Source organism: Syntrophorhabdaceae bacterium (genome assembly GCA_028713955.1).
Lineage (GTDB): Bacteria > Desulfobacterota > Syntrophorhabdia > Syntrophorhabdales > Syntrophorhabdaceae > UBA5609.
The window spans coordinates 1-16,765 of sequence record JAQTNJ010000048.1; the positions used below are offsets into that span (position 1 = coordinate 1).

The following is a 16,765-nucleotide window of genomic DNA, read 5'->3' on the forward strand; positions in this document are numbered from 1 at the left end:
ACCCTATCGTTCCCGCTTTCGATGCCGAAGTGAATACGGTCCAACCCTGCCGCCCTGAAGGCTTTCATTTCGTCCAGCCCTTTTTTAACTGCTGATCGCGTCCTGCCATAGACGGTGAAACGATTGAGCGTGGGGAACCTGCCCTTGATATAGTTCACCGCTTCCGCGAAAAAATCCGGCGAGAGGAACAGGGAGTCTGAGTCGCCGAGAAAACACGTCTGCGCCCCGTGCATCCGCCAGGCAAGGAGATGGTATATGCTGTCCTCTATCGTCGGTTCATTTTTAAACCAGGTTGAGAACCAGGAGGAGCGTTCATCGACTTCACCGGGCTTGATACCGCCCTTGCCCTTTTCTGTCCGCGAATCCCTTTTCCTCCGTGCAGGATCTCCCTTTCCCGCCCTTGCCTGTGCGACCTTTATCTCTGCGATCAGCCGTTCCGCCCCCTGATAATCCCCGCCACCCGGGGAAGACACGCCGGGGATGTAACTGATTGTCAGGTCATCCAGTTCTTTTGCCCTGTCTACATCCTGTTTTACTTCTTCGATGCTTCTCCTGCTGAATATTGCACCCTCTTTGTACACAGGGCAGAACCTGCACCGGTTCCATCCGCAGTTCCTTGCGAGCCGGAAGGTAAGGCTGAAATTCTCCGTCGGCGGCCTGATCGAACATATCTCAAAGGGTTCTATCTTTCCTAAATCCATTAGTCCTCTCTCATGTCTGCTCTTCTCACCCTCTCACCTTCTGCTCTTCTGCCCGCCGAACGCCGAACTCCGAACGTGTTTCATGTCAGACATACACTATATCTATCGGTGAATCCGTTACCCGCTCCAGTCCGTCCTTTCTCACGATAAAATCAACCTCGATGCCGATTGAGCCTTCGCCGGGTATGATAAATTTCGGCTCGAAGGCAAAGACCATGCCTTCCTGAAGGACGATATCGTGCCGGGGCGTGATCACGGGGAGTTCGTTTATCTCAAGGCCCAGTCCGTGGCCGATGAAGCTTACCTTCCCCTCGCCATAGCCCATGAAATACTCATCAAGCCCTTCACGTTTTGCCCTGAGGAACGCCTTCGTGAAGACCTCGGTTCCTATGATGCCCTCTTTCGCAAAATCCATCGTCTCCTCGATGATCGCCTGCGCCACCGCATGTCCTTTCAGGTAGATGTCCTTTAATTCCCCTAATGCAAAGGTCCGGGTTTCGTCGGTAATGTAGCCGTTATACCCGCCGCCGTAATCGACAAGAAGCGGGATGCCCCTCTGAAACCTGTTCACCGACGGCCCCTGGGGGATGGCATGAGTAACGCCGGCCCCGGAGATGGGCACATCGGCGCCCGATACGACAGTCCCTGAAAGACCGTGGACAATGTATACGTTCATCATCTCCTGGTTCAATCCCCTCATCCGCAAAAATCCCTGGTGACCGTGTATCCTGCCTTCGGATTCAAGGAGGGCGGCGATGTCTACCTCCCGCATGCCTTCATGGATGATCTCTTTTGCCTTTTTAAAGACCTGTGAAACGATCTCCCCGGATTGTTTGACCTGCCGTATCTCGAAAGGGCTCTTTATCAACCGCAGATCCCGTATCAGGGGCCAGACATCAACGACATTATCGTACCCGAGGATGTTCTTCCACCGCTCGAATACAGTTACCGGCAGGACATCGAGTTCCATGCCGCATCTTCCCCGCAGCATCCCGAGGTCGCTCAGTATATCTCTTATATCCTTGTCTCTCTTGATTGGAGTAATCTCAAGGGGCGTCTCTTCTGCGGCCCTCTGGAGGCTCTTTTCCACAAAGAATACGGGGTCTCTGTCAACGGACACGGCAAGGACGCTTTTCTGCATGGTACCGGTGAGATAAAAGAGGTCAACATTCTGGAGGATGATCGCGAGGGCGATCCCCTGTTCCTCCATCTTTGCTTTCAGTTTATTGATCCGCGCGTGTATCTCGTCTTTTGGTGTCAGTTCACCAACGTTTAAGCTCTTCAACATAGCCGACAACCCTCTCTACAATATCCTCTTTCTTTATCCTCTGCGATTCCTTTTCGTTCCTTATCTTTATCTCGACGAGGCCTTCCTTCAGGTTTCGCTCCCCGATCGTCACGCGGAGCGGTATGCCGATGAGATCGCAGTCCTTAAACTTCACACCGGGCCTCTCGTTCCTGTCATCCATTACAGCATCGACCCCTCTGTCAAGGAGCTCCCTATATACGCTGTCCGCAAGCTCCATACTTTCCTGATGGGAGTTGTTGACAGGCAGGACATTTACCTCGAAAGGCGCGATCGCCATGGGCAGGATCATGCCGTTGTCGTCATTGCCCTGTTCTATCGCCGCCGCGAGGGTCCTGCCGACGCCGATGCCGTAGCAGCCCATTACCATCAGTTGCTCCTTCCCGTCCTTGTCGAGAAAGGAGGCGTTCATCGCCTTGCTGTATTTCAGGCCCAGCTTGAAGATGTGTCCTACCTCGATGCCCCTCGTTGATGTGAGCGTGCCGTTGCATCGCGGGCATTTATCGCCGGCAACGGCGACCTTGATGTCGTAAAAACCTTTTACAATGAAATCGCCGGTATTGACGTTGATGACGTGCACGTCTTTTTCATTGCCGCCGATGACGAAATCCTCCATGTGCGCTACGTCCTTATCGGCGTAAAGCGGGATGGACAACCCGATCGGCCCGGAGAATCCGAGCGGTCCGCCGGTTACGTCCTGGATGGTATATTCGTCGGTGAGATCGCAATATTCAAGACCAACGAGGTTCCTGAGCTTTGTTTCGTTTATCTCCCTGTCGCCGCGTATCAGCACGCCGAGCGTTCCTTTGTCCGTATTATAGATGATCGTTTTCAGGAGCTGCTGCGCTGTCACGCCGAGGAACGATGCGACCTCCTCAACCCTTCTCTGGTTGGGTGTTGCAACACGCTTATAGCTGCCTTTCTTTGCGCCGAAGGCCTTTTCCGCAACACCTACCTCTGCGCGTTCGAGGTTCGCGGCATAGCCGCAGGTATCGCAGGAGATGATGACGTCCTCGCCGGTCTCCGCGAGGACCATGAACTCATGGCTGAAGCTTCCGCCTATCTGCCCTGTATCTGCCTCTACGACCCCGAACCGGAGACCGCATCGTTTGAAGATATTCATGTAGGCATCGTACATATCCATGTAGCTTTTTTCAGCGCCTGCCTCGTCGGCATCAAAGCTATAGGCATCTTTCATGGAGAATTCGCGGGCGCGCATCACGCCGAAACGGGGGCGTATCTCGTCCCTGAACTTTGTCTGGATCTGGTAGAGGGTAACGGGAAGTTCCCTGTATGACCGCACCTCCCGCCTCACGAGGTCGGTGACGACCTCCTCGTGTGTGGGACCGAGGCAGAGTTCCCTGTCGCTCCTGTCCTTAAAACGGAGCAGTTCCTTTCCGTATTTCTCCCATCGCGTGCTTTCGACCCAGAGCTCTTTCGGCTGGACGCCGGGCATAAGTATCTCCTGTGCACCCTTTTTATTCATCTCCTCGCGTATGATCCGCTCTACCTTCCGCAGCGACTTCAGGCCAAGAGGAAGCCACGTATAGATGCCCGATGAAAGGCGCCTGATGAAACCACCGCGGAGCATGAGCCTGTGGCTTATCACCTCAGCCTCTTTCGGGTCTTCCTTTACCGTGGGGATAAACATCTTCGAGAACAGCATTGCGACTCCTTATGACGAACGGCATTCAGTGATCAGCTTAAAATTACTGCATAATACACGGTTAATCAAGGTTTTTTGTTCTGGAAGGCGGGACGGGCATCGGTGCCGGACTTTCCACGCAAACACGCTCATACGCTCCAGCGGCTTACATTCGCTCGCGTTCGGCTTCGGAACTTTTGCTTCGCAAAAGACCGAGCTTCCTCGCCTCACGACGGTTTGCTACAGGAAAGCCCGGCACCGATGCCCTACGGGTGATGTATTTGGGGTAAAGGCGGTGAATAGTCGATGTTTTCTAAACTAATCCGAATCGGCACAAGTTACCTCTTCCACCTACAAAGTATGGAGTCACGTGCTTTTGAATAAGCAATGATTACGGATTGAAAGAGAGTCTATGTACAAGTTGAGTCGAACGGGTGATACGAGACCAAACTTACCTAATCATGATCCTATTGTATGCGCGATCGACCACGTCGTTTTTGCTTAATAGGTCCGTAAACTCATACGGCGTCATAACTCTTGGAATCCCATCCTGAAGCCAAAAGTGTGGATCAAGGGATGGTATCCATTCAACAAATGGGCTGACTCCGACGGGGACAATTCCCTTATATTGGGATATATCGTAATTGGTCCCTACCGGGTGTTTAGCAAGCCATTGGGCTTTTTCATCGGCCTCAGCAAGAACCCTTTCTACCACATTAGTCTGTCGGTACTTTATGGCTTCTGGTTTGCCTCTATCATATGCTATAGACCGTCCTACCGCCTTACATTCGGCAATGACTAAATAAGCACCCACTTTGGCAGCAAAGTCGATCTGCCTCGAAGTACCTTCCTTCTCTTGGCACCGTTTTTTTGGTAGTAAAGAGCTGTCCCTTCCAATAGCAAGTTCCAGCGCATCACCCTTAAAGTTCTGATCGGGAATAGAAACACCTACAAAAAGATCATAAAGCCGTCTTAAGATCCAAGCATAGTCTATAAAGCGTTGCGTTTTTCCGCACGGCAGGAATATTTGGTGTGGGCCAGAATAGACCATATCCATGACGGTTCTCGACGGATTAGACATCAGGTCCCAAAAGGAGAATCCTCGGTCGACGTCATCCGGAGATATATCTCCACAATCAATGTTTAGGATTTGGGCAGCGCGAGGAATATAATGAGCTATTACCTGTTTAATGTCATCGATACGATCGGGCCCCATGTACGCCCGTTGCCATAGCTTTAAAAAGTACCGATACTCATTTGCCCATTTCTCGAATGCCCAAGCGGACAAAGCAGCTACTGTAAGGAGTACTATATCCAGCGAAACACGGTTCTTTTTTTCGAAGGCTTGCGCAAAAGGCAAATGAGCCTGCCTATATGATCTCAAGTTAAACGGAATCCAAATGAAATTATACGTTCCGCCCACAACGGTGACTTGCTTATTCATATACCTACTAACGAATGGATCAAATGTGGTGGATTCTATCCCCGTTAAATTGTAGATCGGCAAGAAGACTGCGCCTTTGCCCTTCTCAACTTTATTGTAACAGACACCAATGGATGAACTATCCGACTCGTGGTCACGGTCATCATGATGCATTACGAGATAATTCAGTTCAGGAGTACGGTCGTCATTAACATAGGAGGGAGGACCGGATACAACAATACTTACGCCCTTGCCAACTATTCGAAGCATGGCCCCAGTGCGCCAAATCTCATAGGCCAACCTCTCTGCGATGTAGAGTTCTGCCAAATTTTGAGAGGTAAAATCGGTCAAGACGAGTTGATGGGAATTCTCGACACATTCTCTTTCGGGCTTAAATCCCTTCGCCAGAAGAAGTCCATTCAGAACCTTGGCTATGCCTACTTCTTCGCTGTCGCCAATACTATTGCACAGTTGGATCAGGCCGTATTTTTGAAACGCTGCTTCAAATGCCGCCCTCGTTAATCCTATAGATTGAGGTCGCCGGTCTTTCCCAATTGGACCTGGAGACAGGCGTCTATACGTGTGTAACCAGTATGCAACCGAATGTGATCCGAAAACAGAAACTATTTCTCTTTCCAGAACTTTAAGGTATGTTTGAAGAAGTTCAATAGATTTGCTTTGACCATAAAACCCTTCAGGTACGTACTGCCAAAACCGACCACGAATCGGATGTACAGATTCTGCTGGTTCCAACCGCTGTGCGTAGTCCCGATGGAACAATGTGAATGCTCTGTTATAATATTCAACCAACCATACCGGTTCACGTTCGGCGTGGCTCGTCGTCCTCTTTATCTTGATCTTGCGGGCGTTTTTGGTTTTTCTTCCCACAACCTATCGCCTCTGCTCTCGCCTTCGGATTATCTGGCCGCTTTTAGAAGTGTGAATAACTCTTCTGCGGCACCCACTTTGCTGTCCTCGCATCCAGTTTTTATTTTATCCATTATCACTTAAAATAACGAAAAGATCACCGGCCCGAGGAACGAGGGTCCGGCGGATTGTCTTGTTGGCGCCTTCGATTCTCTGCAAATTTATGGAAATATCGCCTCCGTTCGCGAAGAGTCTTTTCATAGTTGTCGATTAAATAGACGCCAAGGGGTTCTTTGTCTCCGGGGAGTGTAACATTGCCCCGTAGGCAATGACGTAGTTTGAGTGTCCGAAGTACAGGGCGTGCGCAGGCCAGGGCGTGGTGAGTTATACCGAGCTCATTAGCTTTGAATTCTTTCTCTACCTTGAACACTTGGTTGATTGCGGCTGATACGGGGATGTTTGTGCCAGAATAAGCGATTTCGCCTGCATGAATGATTGTCTTAGCCTCAAGTTTGAAATGTTTCAATTCTGACCTCGAGAGGTCAAGTTCATTAGTCCACATCTTGTTTCTACCTTCAAGCCACGAGTGCATAGTGCGCCACCATAGGTAAGCATCCTCAAAAGATGAAAAAAGAAGAAGGACTGCGTCGCCAATCTCACGTAGGAAAAGGTGGTAGTTTGTAGTCTCAATGTGTCCAAGTGCATCTACGCATGTGAGAATAAACGTTTCAATTCTCTTCCTGCTGATATCGTTTCCGAGGACCAAAGATGCTTGTGTTGCACGACAGAGATCAGACAGAACAGCATAGTACAGTCCGGGTCTGAACAAATGCTCTTCCTCCATTTTTCTAACGTGAAGTAATGCTTCTAGGGCCTCCTCACGACAGTAGTGGGGGATATGATCGAATGTGCCTTCCTCAAACCCAAGGAACAGCTCAACATCCTTTACAGCATCCTGGCTAAACTCATCGTCGAGAAATATATCTTCTGTTTTCTTTTTCATATTCTTACGCCAAAAATTAATATACCAACTTGGTTTTTTCTTAGATGATATACCAGGCAAAAGAAAAATCAATCAAAATATTCATCACTTTTCCCCATAATTCAGTATGAATGGTGACGTTAAATGATTTTTACTGATATTACATAGAAAAAGCCAATATACTTTTTTTATGGTCTTTTGTGCAAAGAGATGAGATTGAATGGATTACCACATGAAACATATCACATTTTTAGATTTACCCGCTTATTAACTTCAGGAAGTACATCGCAGAAACTGGGGGTGCCATTTCAATAATTTTCTCTGCCGGAAAGCTTTAACCTTTAACGTTGAACGTTGAACTTCGAACAGACTTTGTTTCGTGAAACTGCGGGGACCGTGCATTTCATTTATCTGCTATTAATGGTAGAATAAAGATACTATGAGTGAAAAACCTCAAAAGAGGATTACGAGGAGAGATTTTCTCAAGATCGGCGCCGTCGCTACCGCAGGCGTGCTCACAGGGGTTACGCGTATTGAATCCTCAGTGCCGACCGCCGATACGGTATTCGTGAACGGAACAGTGATTACTGTGGACAGGTCTGACTCGATTGCCCAGGCCGTGGCAATACGGAACGGGACGATCCTCGAGACAGGGACAAAGGAGGCGGTCTCGCGGTATATCGGGAACACCACGAAGGTGATTGACCTCGCAGGCAGGACGCTGACGCCGGGTCTCATCGACTCCCACGGCCATCTCCCCCATTTTGGTGCCAGGGAACGCAATATGGTCAAGCTACAGGGTCTGGAGACCAAAGAGGAGGTCCTCGAACGATTTTTAGAAAGGGCGAAAAAAACGCCCCCGGGAAGATTTATTTCAGGCTGGGGCATTGAGAGCAATGACCTCGCATTTATGAACCGTCGTGACCTCGACAGGATAACGACGGAGCATCCTGTGCTTGCTGTTCACACCGGAGGTCAGTGGGGATTTGCGAACAGTTATGCCCTGAGGGTCTCCGGCATTGACAGGTCTACGCCAAACCCGCCAGGAGGGATGGTTCGGAAAGGGCCGAACGGGGAACCCACGGGACTCCTTATCCACTACCCGGCGCTCTACCTTGTACGGAAGATCGCCCCTCCTTTGAGCAATGAAGAGATCAATAAAAACATCCATCATGCTGCCATGCTTTATGCCGGGGACGGCGTCACAACGGTACACGACAACTTTTTTGACATGTCGGAGGTGAGCGCCAACAGGCATGCGGGTGTTTATTTCGGACAGGCGCTATCCGGAGACCTGCCCGTACGGGTCAGGATATGGCCCTACATACCGAGCATCCGCGAGGCGTCCTTTGCGGTGCGGGAGCTGGTTCGGTCACAAACTCCCAGGCCTGATTCGCCCTTTGCCGAGGTGATCCAATATAAAAAGGATAAGCCTGAAGGATTTGCCAGGGTATGGGGCGGCATGAAGATCGCCATTGATGGCGGGGGCCCAACCTCTTTATGGTATCGGGGCGAGCGGAGCATTACATTACATTCTACGGAAGATCTCCATTCGATGGTAAAGCTCTTCCACCAGGCAGGTCAGCAGGTAAGCGTTCATGCAGTCGGGGACAAGGCGGTCGATGTGATGCTCGATGCCTTCGAGGAAGCGCTCAAAGCACAGCCCAGAGCGGATTGCCGGCATCGTATCGAACATGCTATATGCCCGCAAACGAACGCCTTAGAGCGCATCAGGCGTCTTGGTGTGGTGATCTCCACACATCCCCAGTGGTTATATCCGTGGGGAGACAAGATGGGAGGCTTGAAAGGTCAAAGGGTCTTCCCGCTGAGATCATACATGGGGCAGGGGATCCCTGTCGCCATCGGGGCAGACCCACCGGCATTTTCCCTCTGGCAGCCCCAGTACGCCCTCTGGGAGGCGGCGGCAAGGACCACGAAAAGCGGCTACCACTTCACCCCGGAAGAGTCAATATCGGTGAGAGATGCCTTACGAATGCAGACAATGGGAAGCGCATACGCCGGGTTCCAGGAAAAAGAGATCGGCTCTATCGAAAAAGGGAAGAAGGCAGACCTGGTCGTATGGGACAGGAATTTCTATACCATCCCCACTGATGAGATAAAGGACACAAAGGCATTGCTGACGATGGTCGGCGGCAGGATCGTCTATCAGGATTCCCTCAATATCAAATCCTGATACCGATTATCCCGCCATTGGGGATTCGCCTGGACGTTCGCTTCGCCTGGACGTAACTGTCCTTTCGTCCCTCGTCCCACGTCCTTCATCCTTACTTTCTTCCTTAGTCTTCGGTGAAGTGCCGGTACTGATTCCGGCCGGACTGCTTCGCGCTGTACATCGCGATATCCGCATGCTTGATCAATGTCTCGATATCATTGCCGTCATCAGGGAAGAGAGCGACACCTATACTTGTACTGATAGAGATCATATATTGTTCTATCTCAAAGGGGGTTTGAAAAATATTGAGGATCTTCTGCGCGAGCCTTGTCGCATCATCCTTGCCAATAACCTCTGGAATGACCACGGTAAACTCATCTCCGCCCAAACGGGATACAGTGTCATGTTTTCGCAAGGCCCTGGTCAGCCTTTTTGCCACAGCTTGCAGTAAAAGATCCCCCACGTTGTGTCCCATCGTATCGTTCACCTCTTTAAACTTGTCAAGGTCGAGCATCATTACCGCCAGCTTCCTGCCGGTGCGCCCGGTGTGGGCCATTGCGATGGTGAGACGGTCATGGAGGAGTATCCTGTTCGGCAATCCTGTCAGGGCATCATGGTAGGCCAGTTGCCTGATCGTTTCTTCTGCCTCCTTGCGTTCGGTAACATCCCTGAGAAAGGTTAAGACCGCCAGTTCACCATCATGCATCATATGAGTAATGGAGGCCTCAACATACAGTATCGTCCCGTCTTTTCGTATCCCCTTGAATTCATATAATCGTGGTTCCTGTAAACCCTTTTTCCAATCGCCTATAGCCTCGGCCATTTTCTCCCTTTCGTCCGGATGCGCAATAAGTAATACATGGCTCCCTGCAACCTCATCCCTGCCTGATAACCCGAACATCTTCAAGAAGCGTTGGTCGACGTAGCGGTATTGATCGTTTTTGATAATGGCAACGCCGTCATTGGAGTATTCAATGGCGATCCGGTATCGCTCTTCCGACTCCCTGAGCTTCTTCTCCGTTATGTGTATCCGTTCCATTACCCTGATACGGGCGAGGAGTTCCTTATCACTTACAGGCCTGATAATGTAATCGTCAGCGCCGACATCAAAACCTGTCATCTTCATCTCATCCGTCGCAGGTGTGGATGAAAGGTAGATTACGCACACGCCTTCAAGCCCCGGTGTTGATTTGATCTGTCTGCACACATCGTACCCGAGCGTATCAGGGAGATAGACGTCGAGCAGCACGATGTCCGGTTTGTCCCCGGAGATCATCTGCAGGCATTCATTTCCTGTTGTCGCCTCTCTCACCTCATAGCCGGCTGAAGTGAGGAGGTTGGCAACCTCTTTCAGCATACGTATGTTGTCTTCAACGACAAGTATCTTTGTCTTGTTTTTCATGGCACTATTCTAACAGGACGAGTATATCAAAGACAAATGAATATGCCGATAAAGGCAAGACACCCGTCAGGCGTAAATCGTGTCTAAGGCACTTAATTGTATGAGATTGCCACGCCCTGCGGGCTCGCAATGACACTGCACCACGCCCTGCGGCCTATTGCCTATCACCTATTGCCCTTCACCCTTCACCTTTCACGCTATTTTTTTACCACATGGATTGCGGTGGCTTTGAAGGAGGCTGCGACATCCGCTCCTTCACAGAGCGATAACGCATTGATTGAGTCGTGTGTTATATAGGCAACAAGGGGAAATCCGCAATTGAGCTCTACCTTCTTGAAAAGCCCCATGGGGACTATCCTCTCGATTGTCCCCGGGAATATGTTCCGGGCGCTGGTAAGGGTTTTTGAAGTATTTATCGAGAGGGTAACGTTTTCAGGACGGATGCAGAGGATAAGGCTCTCGCCGATATCATAGTCTCCGATGACTGCTATCTCCCGTCCCGTTACGGAAACTATCACGATGCCCATCTTTTTTTCAATAACATCCCCCTTCAGGATGGTTTCCACCCCTACAAAAGAGGCAACGAATTCATCAGCAGGGTGGTTCATCACATCGTCAGGCGCGCCTATCTGGAGGATCCTCCCTTTGTTCATTACGGCGATCCTGTCCGAGAGGCGGAGCGCCTCGATCCTGTCATGGGTGGCAAATATCGTGGTCGTCCCGGAACTGTTTAATATCTTCTCAAGGTCATCGATCAGCGATTCACGGGTAGGCGGGTCGAGAGAGGAAAAAGGTTCATCAAGCAAAAGGATATCCGGCTTCACTGCAAAGGCCCTGGCAAGACTTGTCCTCTGTGCCTCTCCCCCGGAAAGTGTTCTCGCGGACCGGTCACCGAGCCGGCTGATGCCGAACCTTTCGAGATTCTCTTTCACGGCTTCTTCAATCTCCCGCCTTCCGATCTTGCGGAATCTCAAGCCTGCCGCAACATTTTCGAAAACAGTCGCATTGAATAAAAGAGGTTCCTGGAAAACCATGGCGATCTTTTGCCGGTATTGGCCGGCGGGCAGTTCATTGCCCACCTGCTTTCCCTTGAATACGATATTGCCTGAGAAATATTTGAACAGATGACAAAGGGTGACAAGGAGTGTTGTTTTCCCTGCCCCGTTAGGCCCTATAAGGGAAAGCACCTCGCCGTCCTCAACATTGAGATACGGAATATCAAGCAACCTCGTCCCCGCTCTTTCCACGGACAGGCTCCTGGCTTCCAGTATGGGCATCGTCTGATCCATTGTTTTTTGCTGTCAGCTATCAGCGATCAAGCTGCATTTATCTTGGCCTTTCCTTCTGCTGGATATGTGTGAGAATAAGATTGATAAAATACGCGAGCAAAAGCAGGATGATGCTCAACGCGATAGCGACATCGAAATTCCCCCTGCTTGTCTCCATGACGGTCGCTGTTGTTAGTACCCGCGAGTATCCCTTGATGTTGCCGCCGACCATAATGGAAGCGCCGATCTCGGATATGACCCCTCCAAACCCTGCCATTATTGCTGCAAGCAGAGAAAGCCGCGCCTCTTTTATGAGCATCCAGACCATCTGCAGGCGTGTTGCACCGAGGGCCAGGATCTGAAGGCGGAGTTTTTTCGGGAGCTGCTGCATTGCGGCAACGGTAATACCCATCACGATCGGTGTCGCAATGATAGCCTGGGCGACAATAATTGCCAGGGGGGTATACAAGATGCCGAGAAACCCGAAAGGACCGTTGCGCCAGAGAAAGATGGTCACAAAAAGACCGACAACAACAGGAGGGAGTCCCATGCCGGTATTCACGAGGCTTACGACGATCCTTTTCCCCGGGAATTGGTTGAGGGCAATCACTGTTCCTGTAGACACACCGATAAGAATACTGATAATAGTAGCAATGCCGGATACCTTGAGAGACAGAAAGGTAATATTCAGGACTTCTTGATCGAGGGTTACAAGAAGCATGAATGCCTTTTTTATCCCTTCAAAGATCAGGTCCATTCTAACGCCCCCGAGAAAGCGTGTATGCGTCGATGCGATAATGCGTCAACATATTAACTCTTTATGTTTTCCGCATAAACGCTTTCTCACATCAACTGATATACGGTTTATTTCCCCAGCTCCTCAACTTTCTTTCCGGCGTCAGGGAAGAAAAGCGGTGAACCGAACTTCTCCACACCAAAGGTTTTGATGATGCCCTGTGTTTCCCCGGATACCATGAAGTCTGCAAATGCCTTTCCACCGGGGGTATTGACCTTTGGGAATTTTACCGGATTTACCTCGATCACATGATAGATATTGAGAAGGATCGCGTCGCCTTCCGCCAGTATGTCGAGGTCAAGCCTTTTCTTGAGGGCAAGGTATGTTCCCCTGTCAGCGAGCGTATAGGCCCTTTTCTCAGAGGCAACATTCAGCGTCTGTCCCATGCCGAGTCCGGTCTGCTGATACCACTTTTCACCTTCGTATTTGACCGCGGCTGTCTTCCATATGGATTTCTCTTTTGAATGGGTTCCGGAGTTGTCCCCTCTCGAAAGAAAAAGACTCTGTGCGGCGGCGATCTTCTTAAAAACCTCTGTCGCGGACTTTATCCCCTTGATCTTTGCGGGGTCTGCCGCCGGCCCGACGATAACAAAATCGTTGTGCATTATAAGCCGCCTGTTAATGCCATAACCATCTGCCACAAATTTCTTTTCTGCAGCGGGGGAATGCACGAGCAGGACATCGGCCTCGCCCTTCTGGCCCATTGCCATGGCCTGCCCGGAACCGACGGCAATGGTCTTCATGAAATAGCCGGTCTTTTTCTCAAAGATGGGGATCAGGACATCGAGGAGCCCCGAGTCCTGCGTGCTCGTTGTCGTTGCCAGGATGATGTTTTTCTGCTGCGCATCAACGGATGGTACAACCAGAAACGATGATACGAAAACCAATGCAATGAGGGCGATAAATGCGTGTGTTATTTTTTTCATAATGGTCCTCCTTTCTTGTTTTTATTGACTCATACCCTGGGATCTTCTCCACTCCTTTGAATTAGGGAAAAAGAGCGGACTTCCGTATTTGCCCTTCCCGAAATCCTTTATAATCGCCTGTCCTTTATCCGGAGCGGTAAGCCACTTTACAAATACAATTGCGCCTTCGTAATTTGCCTTGCTGAATTTTTTAGGATTGACCGGTATGAGAGTGATGTAATTCAGCAATGCCTTATCTCCTTCAACCAGTATAGGGAGTTTGATATCTTTTTTCAGCGCAAGAAAGGTTGCCCGGTCAATGACAACATAAGCCTTTCTCTGGTCAGCATAGAGAAGCGTTGCCATGTTTCCTTCCGAACCTTTTTCATACACAACATACCAATTGCCGGACGGTTTTACATCTGCCTTTTGCCACAAGGTCATCTCAGCGACATGGGTTCCTGATTTATCTCCTCTTGTCACAAAAAGCGATCCTTTTCCGGCAATCTTTTTCAGTGCAGCCGCTGCATCGCCCATCCCCTTGATGCCGGCAGGGTCATCGGCAGGGCCGACAATAACAAAGTCGTTATACATCAGGTCGGTCCTCTCTGTTCCAAACCCTTCATTTACGAACTTTTCTTCCAGGGATTTGGCATGAACCATCACGAGGTCGATATTGCCCTTCCGCGCGATATTCATTGCCGCCCCTGTTCCTGCACCAACGTGCCGTACCCGTATTCCGGTTTCTTTTTCGAACTGGTCCTCCAGGAGACCCACAATGCCGGAATCTATCGGTCCTATTGTGCTCGACAGTAAAATAAACTTATCGCTTTCGGCCTGGCACAACACGGGACTTGTTAATGAAACGACCAGCAAAAAGATGCAAACCCAGTATTTCACGCGTACCCTCCTTAATGAATTGTGTAATATTGGTATTAAAATAAACAAACAGACAAGAATATTCAAGAATAAAATACCATTATAATAACTAAATATTACCGATACTAACAATTTATAATAATACATGGGGTTTGAAAATCCTTTGCTTTTCCTATATACTTAAAAAATATGGAGATTATTTCAGCGAAAGAACTGGCAAGCTATTTGAGGATCAACGAAAAGAAGCTCTATAGGCTCGTTCAGGAATCCAGGATACCGCACCTGAAGATAGGCGGCAAGATAGCATTCACAAAGGAACTGATAAACCGATGGATTTTAGAAAGCACCGAGAGGGAAAAGGTGATTCTCATCGCCGGCAGCGACGACCATCTCCTTCGGAAGATGATCGACATCTATAACAACGAAAGGGAAGGAGTCATATTCTACGCACCCGTAGGCAGCATCAATGGGCTGAAGATACTCAAAAAAAATGCCGCAACCATGTCCTGCGTACATATCCTCGATGTCGAAAAAAGGGCATACACCCTTTCGTACATGGACCGCTATCTCTCGGCGGAGGGCTATGTGGTGGTCCAGCTCTTCTTCAGGGAGCAGGGGCTTTTTGTAAAGAAGGGAAACCCCAAAGGGATAGGCTCGCTGAAGGATATCGCTGGCAATGACGTAGCGTATATAAACAGAAACCAGGGCTCGGGAACAAGGCTGCTCTTCGATTTCCTTATAGGGGAAGCAAAGATTGCGCCGGATCACATCAAGGGGTATGACCGGGAGGTCGGATCCCACATCGAGGCCGGGCTGCGGGTCCTCGGAGGCAATGGCGACTGCGCGCCTGGCATACGCTACATTGCCAATATCCTTGGCCTCGATTTCATTCCCCTCTTTAACGAACGCTTTGACATGGTCATTCCTGAAGACCATTTTCACAGCGTTCAAGTGAAGTCCTTCCTCTCCTTTTTTGAGCAGCAGCGGCTTGTAAACAGCATAAGCGATTTTACAGGCTATGACGTGAGCAACACCGGCGGCATACTCTATCCCCACGCGTGAAACAACCAAATGCAATCTAAGGAACGGCAATACAGGCAGCGCATAGAGATATCTGTTAAGAAGGGGTCTGAAGAATTGCTCCCCGAAGAGATCTACGGCGAGTGCCTGTCGGGTGGTCTCTGGATCGAGGAGGCAAGGAACAAGACCGTCATCAAGGCCTACCCGGAAGATGCGGGCGTTTTTCAGGATCTCCTCAAAAGATCAGGCATCAGGGTATACGAGATAAAGATCGTGCAGGAGAGGGACCAGGATTATGCGGAACTGACAAAAAGATATTTTCAGCCGATCAGTATAGAGGATGTCATTGTTGCTGCGCCATGGAACAAGCGCAGGGAAAATAAGAAGACGATTATCATTGAGCCGGGCATGGCCTTCGGGACAGGGAGGCACGAATCAACAAGGATCATGATAAGGCTGATGAAAGATACGGATATAGGAGAAAAAGAGGTCCTCGACCTCGGATGCGGCTCGGCGATACTCTCCCTCTATGCGGCCCTCAAAGGCGCGAAAAGGGTTACCGCCGTAGACAATGACAAAGACGCAATAGAATCAGCGAAAAAGAATGCGTCGCTCAACGATGCAACGAACATCCGTTTTATCTGCACGGGATTGGAGAATATAAAAGGCGCGTATGATATCGTTCTTGCAAACCTCGACATCAGGACATTTTCAGATCACGCGCAGCATATTATGAAACTATCGAAGCGCGGAGGCACCGTCATCATCTCCGGCATACTGGGAAAGGACACAAAGCAAGCCCTTTCGCTTTTTCATTCTCTGACGTTATTGAGGATGGAGAAGAAAAACTCCTGGCGGGGATTTGTCCTGAAGAGAGCAGAGAGCAGAGAGCAGAGAGCAGAGAGCAGAGAGCAGAGAGCAGAGAGCAGAGAGCAGAGAGCAGAGAGCAGAGAGCAGAGAGCAGAGAGCTTGATACTGGATACTCGATACTGGGAAAAATAGAACAGCTTGTCATCACGAGGAGCAAGGCGACGTGGTGATCTGTGGTGACCTATTGTATGAGATTGCCGCGCTTCGCTCGCAATGACAATACGCTTTGTTTTGACAACAATGATAAGACTACAGAACTATCCGGTGAGTGTATTACGTTTGGCTTTTTGCTCAACCTCAGCCTTAACCTGTATTTTCTTGCCTTTATTCAAAGAGGGCTCTTGAAAAGTCTTTTGCGCTGAAGGGAATAAGGTCGTCGATCTTTTCGCCTACCCCGACAAACCGCACCGGTATCTTCAGGGAATGGGCGATGGGGAGAAGGAATCCGCCTTTTGCGGTCCCGTCAAGTTTCGTGATCACGATCCCCGTGATCGAAAGGGCCTCGTTGAAGGTCTTTGCCTGGGCAAT

The 16,765-nt window shown here is 49.8% G+C and carries 14 protein-coding genes; 3 read left to right on the top strand and 11 right to left on the bottom strand.

The window, feature by feature from the left end:
• From PHU49_06195 to PHU49_06215, 5 genes are all read right to left on the bottom strand, one after another.
• Positions 1-701, bottom strand: a 701-nt coding sequence (locus PHU49_06195) for a hypothetical protein (GenBank protein MDD5243591.1), incomplete at its 3' end; no start/stop codon positions are given.
• Between the two features lie 85 nt (positions 702-786).
• Positions 787-1,989: a Xaa-Pro peptidase family protein gene (locus tag PHU49_06200; GenBank protein MDD5243592.1), complete on the bottom strand. Its 1,203-nt coding sequence runs from the start codon at positions 1,987-1,989 to the stop codon at positions 787-789.
• Entirely contained in the window at positions 1,964-3,673 is a 1,710-nt protein-coding gene (locus tag PHU49_06205; protein ID MDD5243593.1) for a proline--tRNA ligase, read from the bottom strand. The genes PHU49_06200 and PHU49_06205 overlap by 26 nt, the downstream gene beginning before the upstream one ends.
• 430 nt (positions 3,674-4,103) lie before the next feature.
• Positions 4,104-5,963, bottom strand: coding sequence for a hypothetical protein (locus PHU49_06210; protein ID MDD5243594.1), 1,860 nt, complete (start codon positions 5,961-5,963; stop codon positions 4,104-4,106).
• A gap of 136 nt (positions 5,964-6,099) precedes the next feature.
• On the bottom strand, positions 6,100-6,945 hold the full coding sequence (locus tag PHU49_06215; protein MDD5243595.1) for a hypothetical protein: 846 nt from the start codon (positions 6,943-6,945) through the stop codon (positions 6,100-6,102).
• 418 nt (positions 6,946-7,363) lie between these two features.
• On the opposite strand from PHU49_06215, the gene PHU49_06220 reads away from it, so the two are divergent.
• Positions 7,364-9,118, top strand: a complete 1,755-nt coding sequence (locus PHU49_06220; protein MDD5243596.1) for an amidohydrolase family protein — start codon at positions 7,364-7,366, stop codon at positions 9,116-9,118.
• A 103-nt stretch (positions 9,119-9,221) separates the two neighbouring features.
• Here PHU49_06220 and PHU49_06225 read toward each other — a convergent pair whose 3' ends face one another.
• The 5 genes from PHU49_06225 to PHU49_06245 form a co-directional block, all read right to left on the bottom strand.
• Positions 9,222-10,499: a diguanylate cyclase gene (locus PHU49_06225; protein MDD5243597.1), complete on the bottom strand. Its 1,278-nt coding sequence runs from the start codon at positions 10,497-10,499 to the stop codon at positions 9,222-9,224.
• A gap of 197 nt (positions 10,500-10,696) precedes the next feature.
• Positions 10,697-11,788: an ABC transporter ATP-binding protein gene (locus PHU49_06230; protein ID MDD5243598.1), complete on the bottom strand. Its 1,092-nt coding sequence runs from the start codon at positions 11,786-11,788 to the stop codon at positions 10,697-10,699.
• 37 nt (positions 11,789-11,825) lie between these two features.
• Positions 11,826-12,524: an ABC transporter permease gene (locus PHU49_06235; GenBank protein MDD5243599.1), complete on the bottom strand. Its 699-nt coding sequence runs from the start codon at positions 12,522-12,524 to the stop codon at positions 11,826-11,828.
• Between the two features lie 107 nt (positions 12,525-12,631).
• Positions 12,632-13,489, bottom strand: coding sequence for a substrate-binding domain-containing protein (locus tag PHU49_06240; GenBank protein ID MDD5243600.1), 858 nt, complete (start codon positions 13,487-13,489; stop codon positions 12,632-12,634).
• 21 nt (positions 13,490-13,510) lie between these two features.
• Positions 13,511-14,368: a substrate-binding domain-containing protein gene (locus PHU49_06245; protein MDD5243601.1), complete on the bottom strand. Its 858-nt coding sequence runs from the start codon at positions 14,366-14,368 to the stop codon at positions 13,511-13,513.
• A gap of 168 nt (positions 14,369-14,536) precedes the next feature.
• Here PHU49_06245 and PHU49_06250 point away from each other — a divergent pair, with 168 nt between their 5' ends.
• Complete coding sequence (locus PHU49_06250; protein MDD5243602.1) at positions 14,537-15,409, top strand: substrate-binding domain-containing protein; 873 nt, start codon at positions 14,537-14,539, stop codon at positions 15,407-15,409.
• A gap of 9 nt (positions 15,410-15,418) precedes the next feature.
• The gene (locus tag PHU49_06255) at positions 15,419-16,369 is read left to right on the top strand and encodes a 50S ribosomal protein L11 methyltransferase (GenBank protein ID MDD5243603.1); all 951 of its coding nucleotides are present in this window, start codon (positions 15,419-15,421) and stop codon (positions 16,367-16,369) included.
• Positions 16,370-16,561: 192 nt separating this feature from the next.
• Here the strand turns inward: PHU49_06255 and PHU49_06260 are convergent.
• Positions 16,562-16,765 (bottom strand): hypothetical protein (locus PHU49_06260; GenBank protein MDD5243604.1); only part of this gene is annotated, 204 nt, incomplete at its 5' end.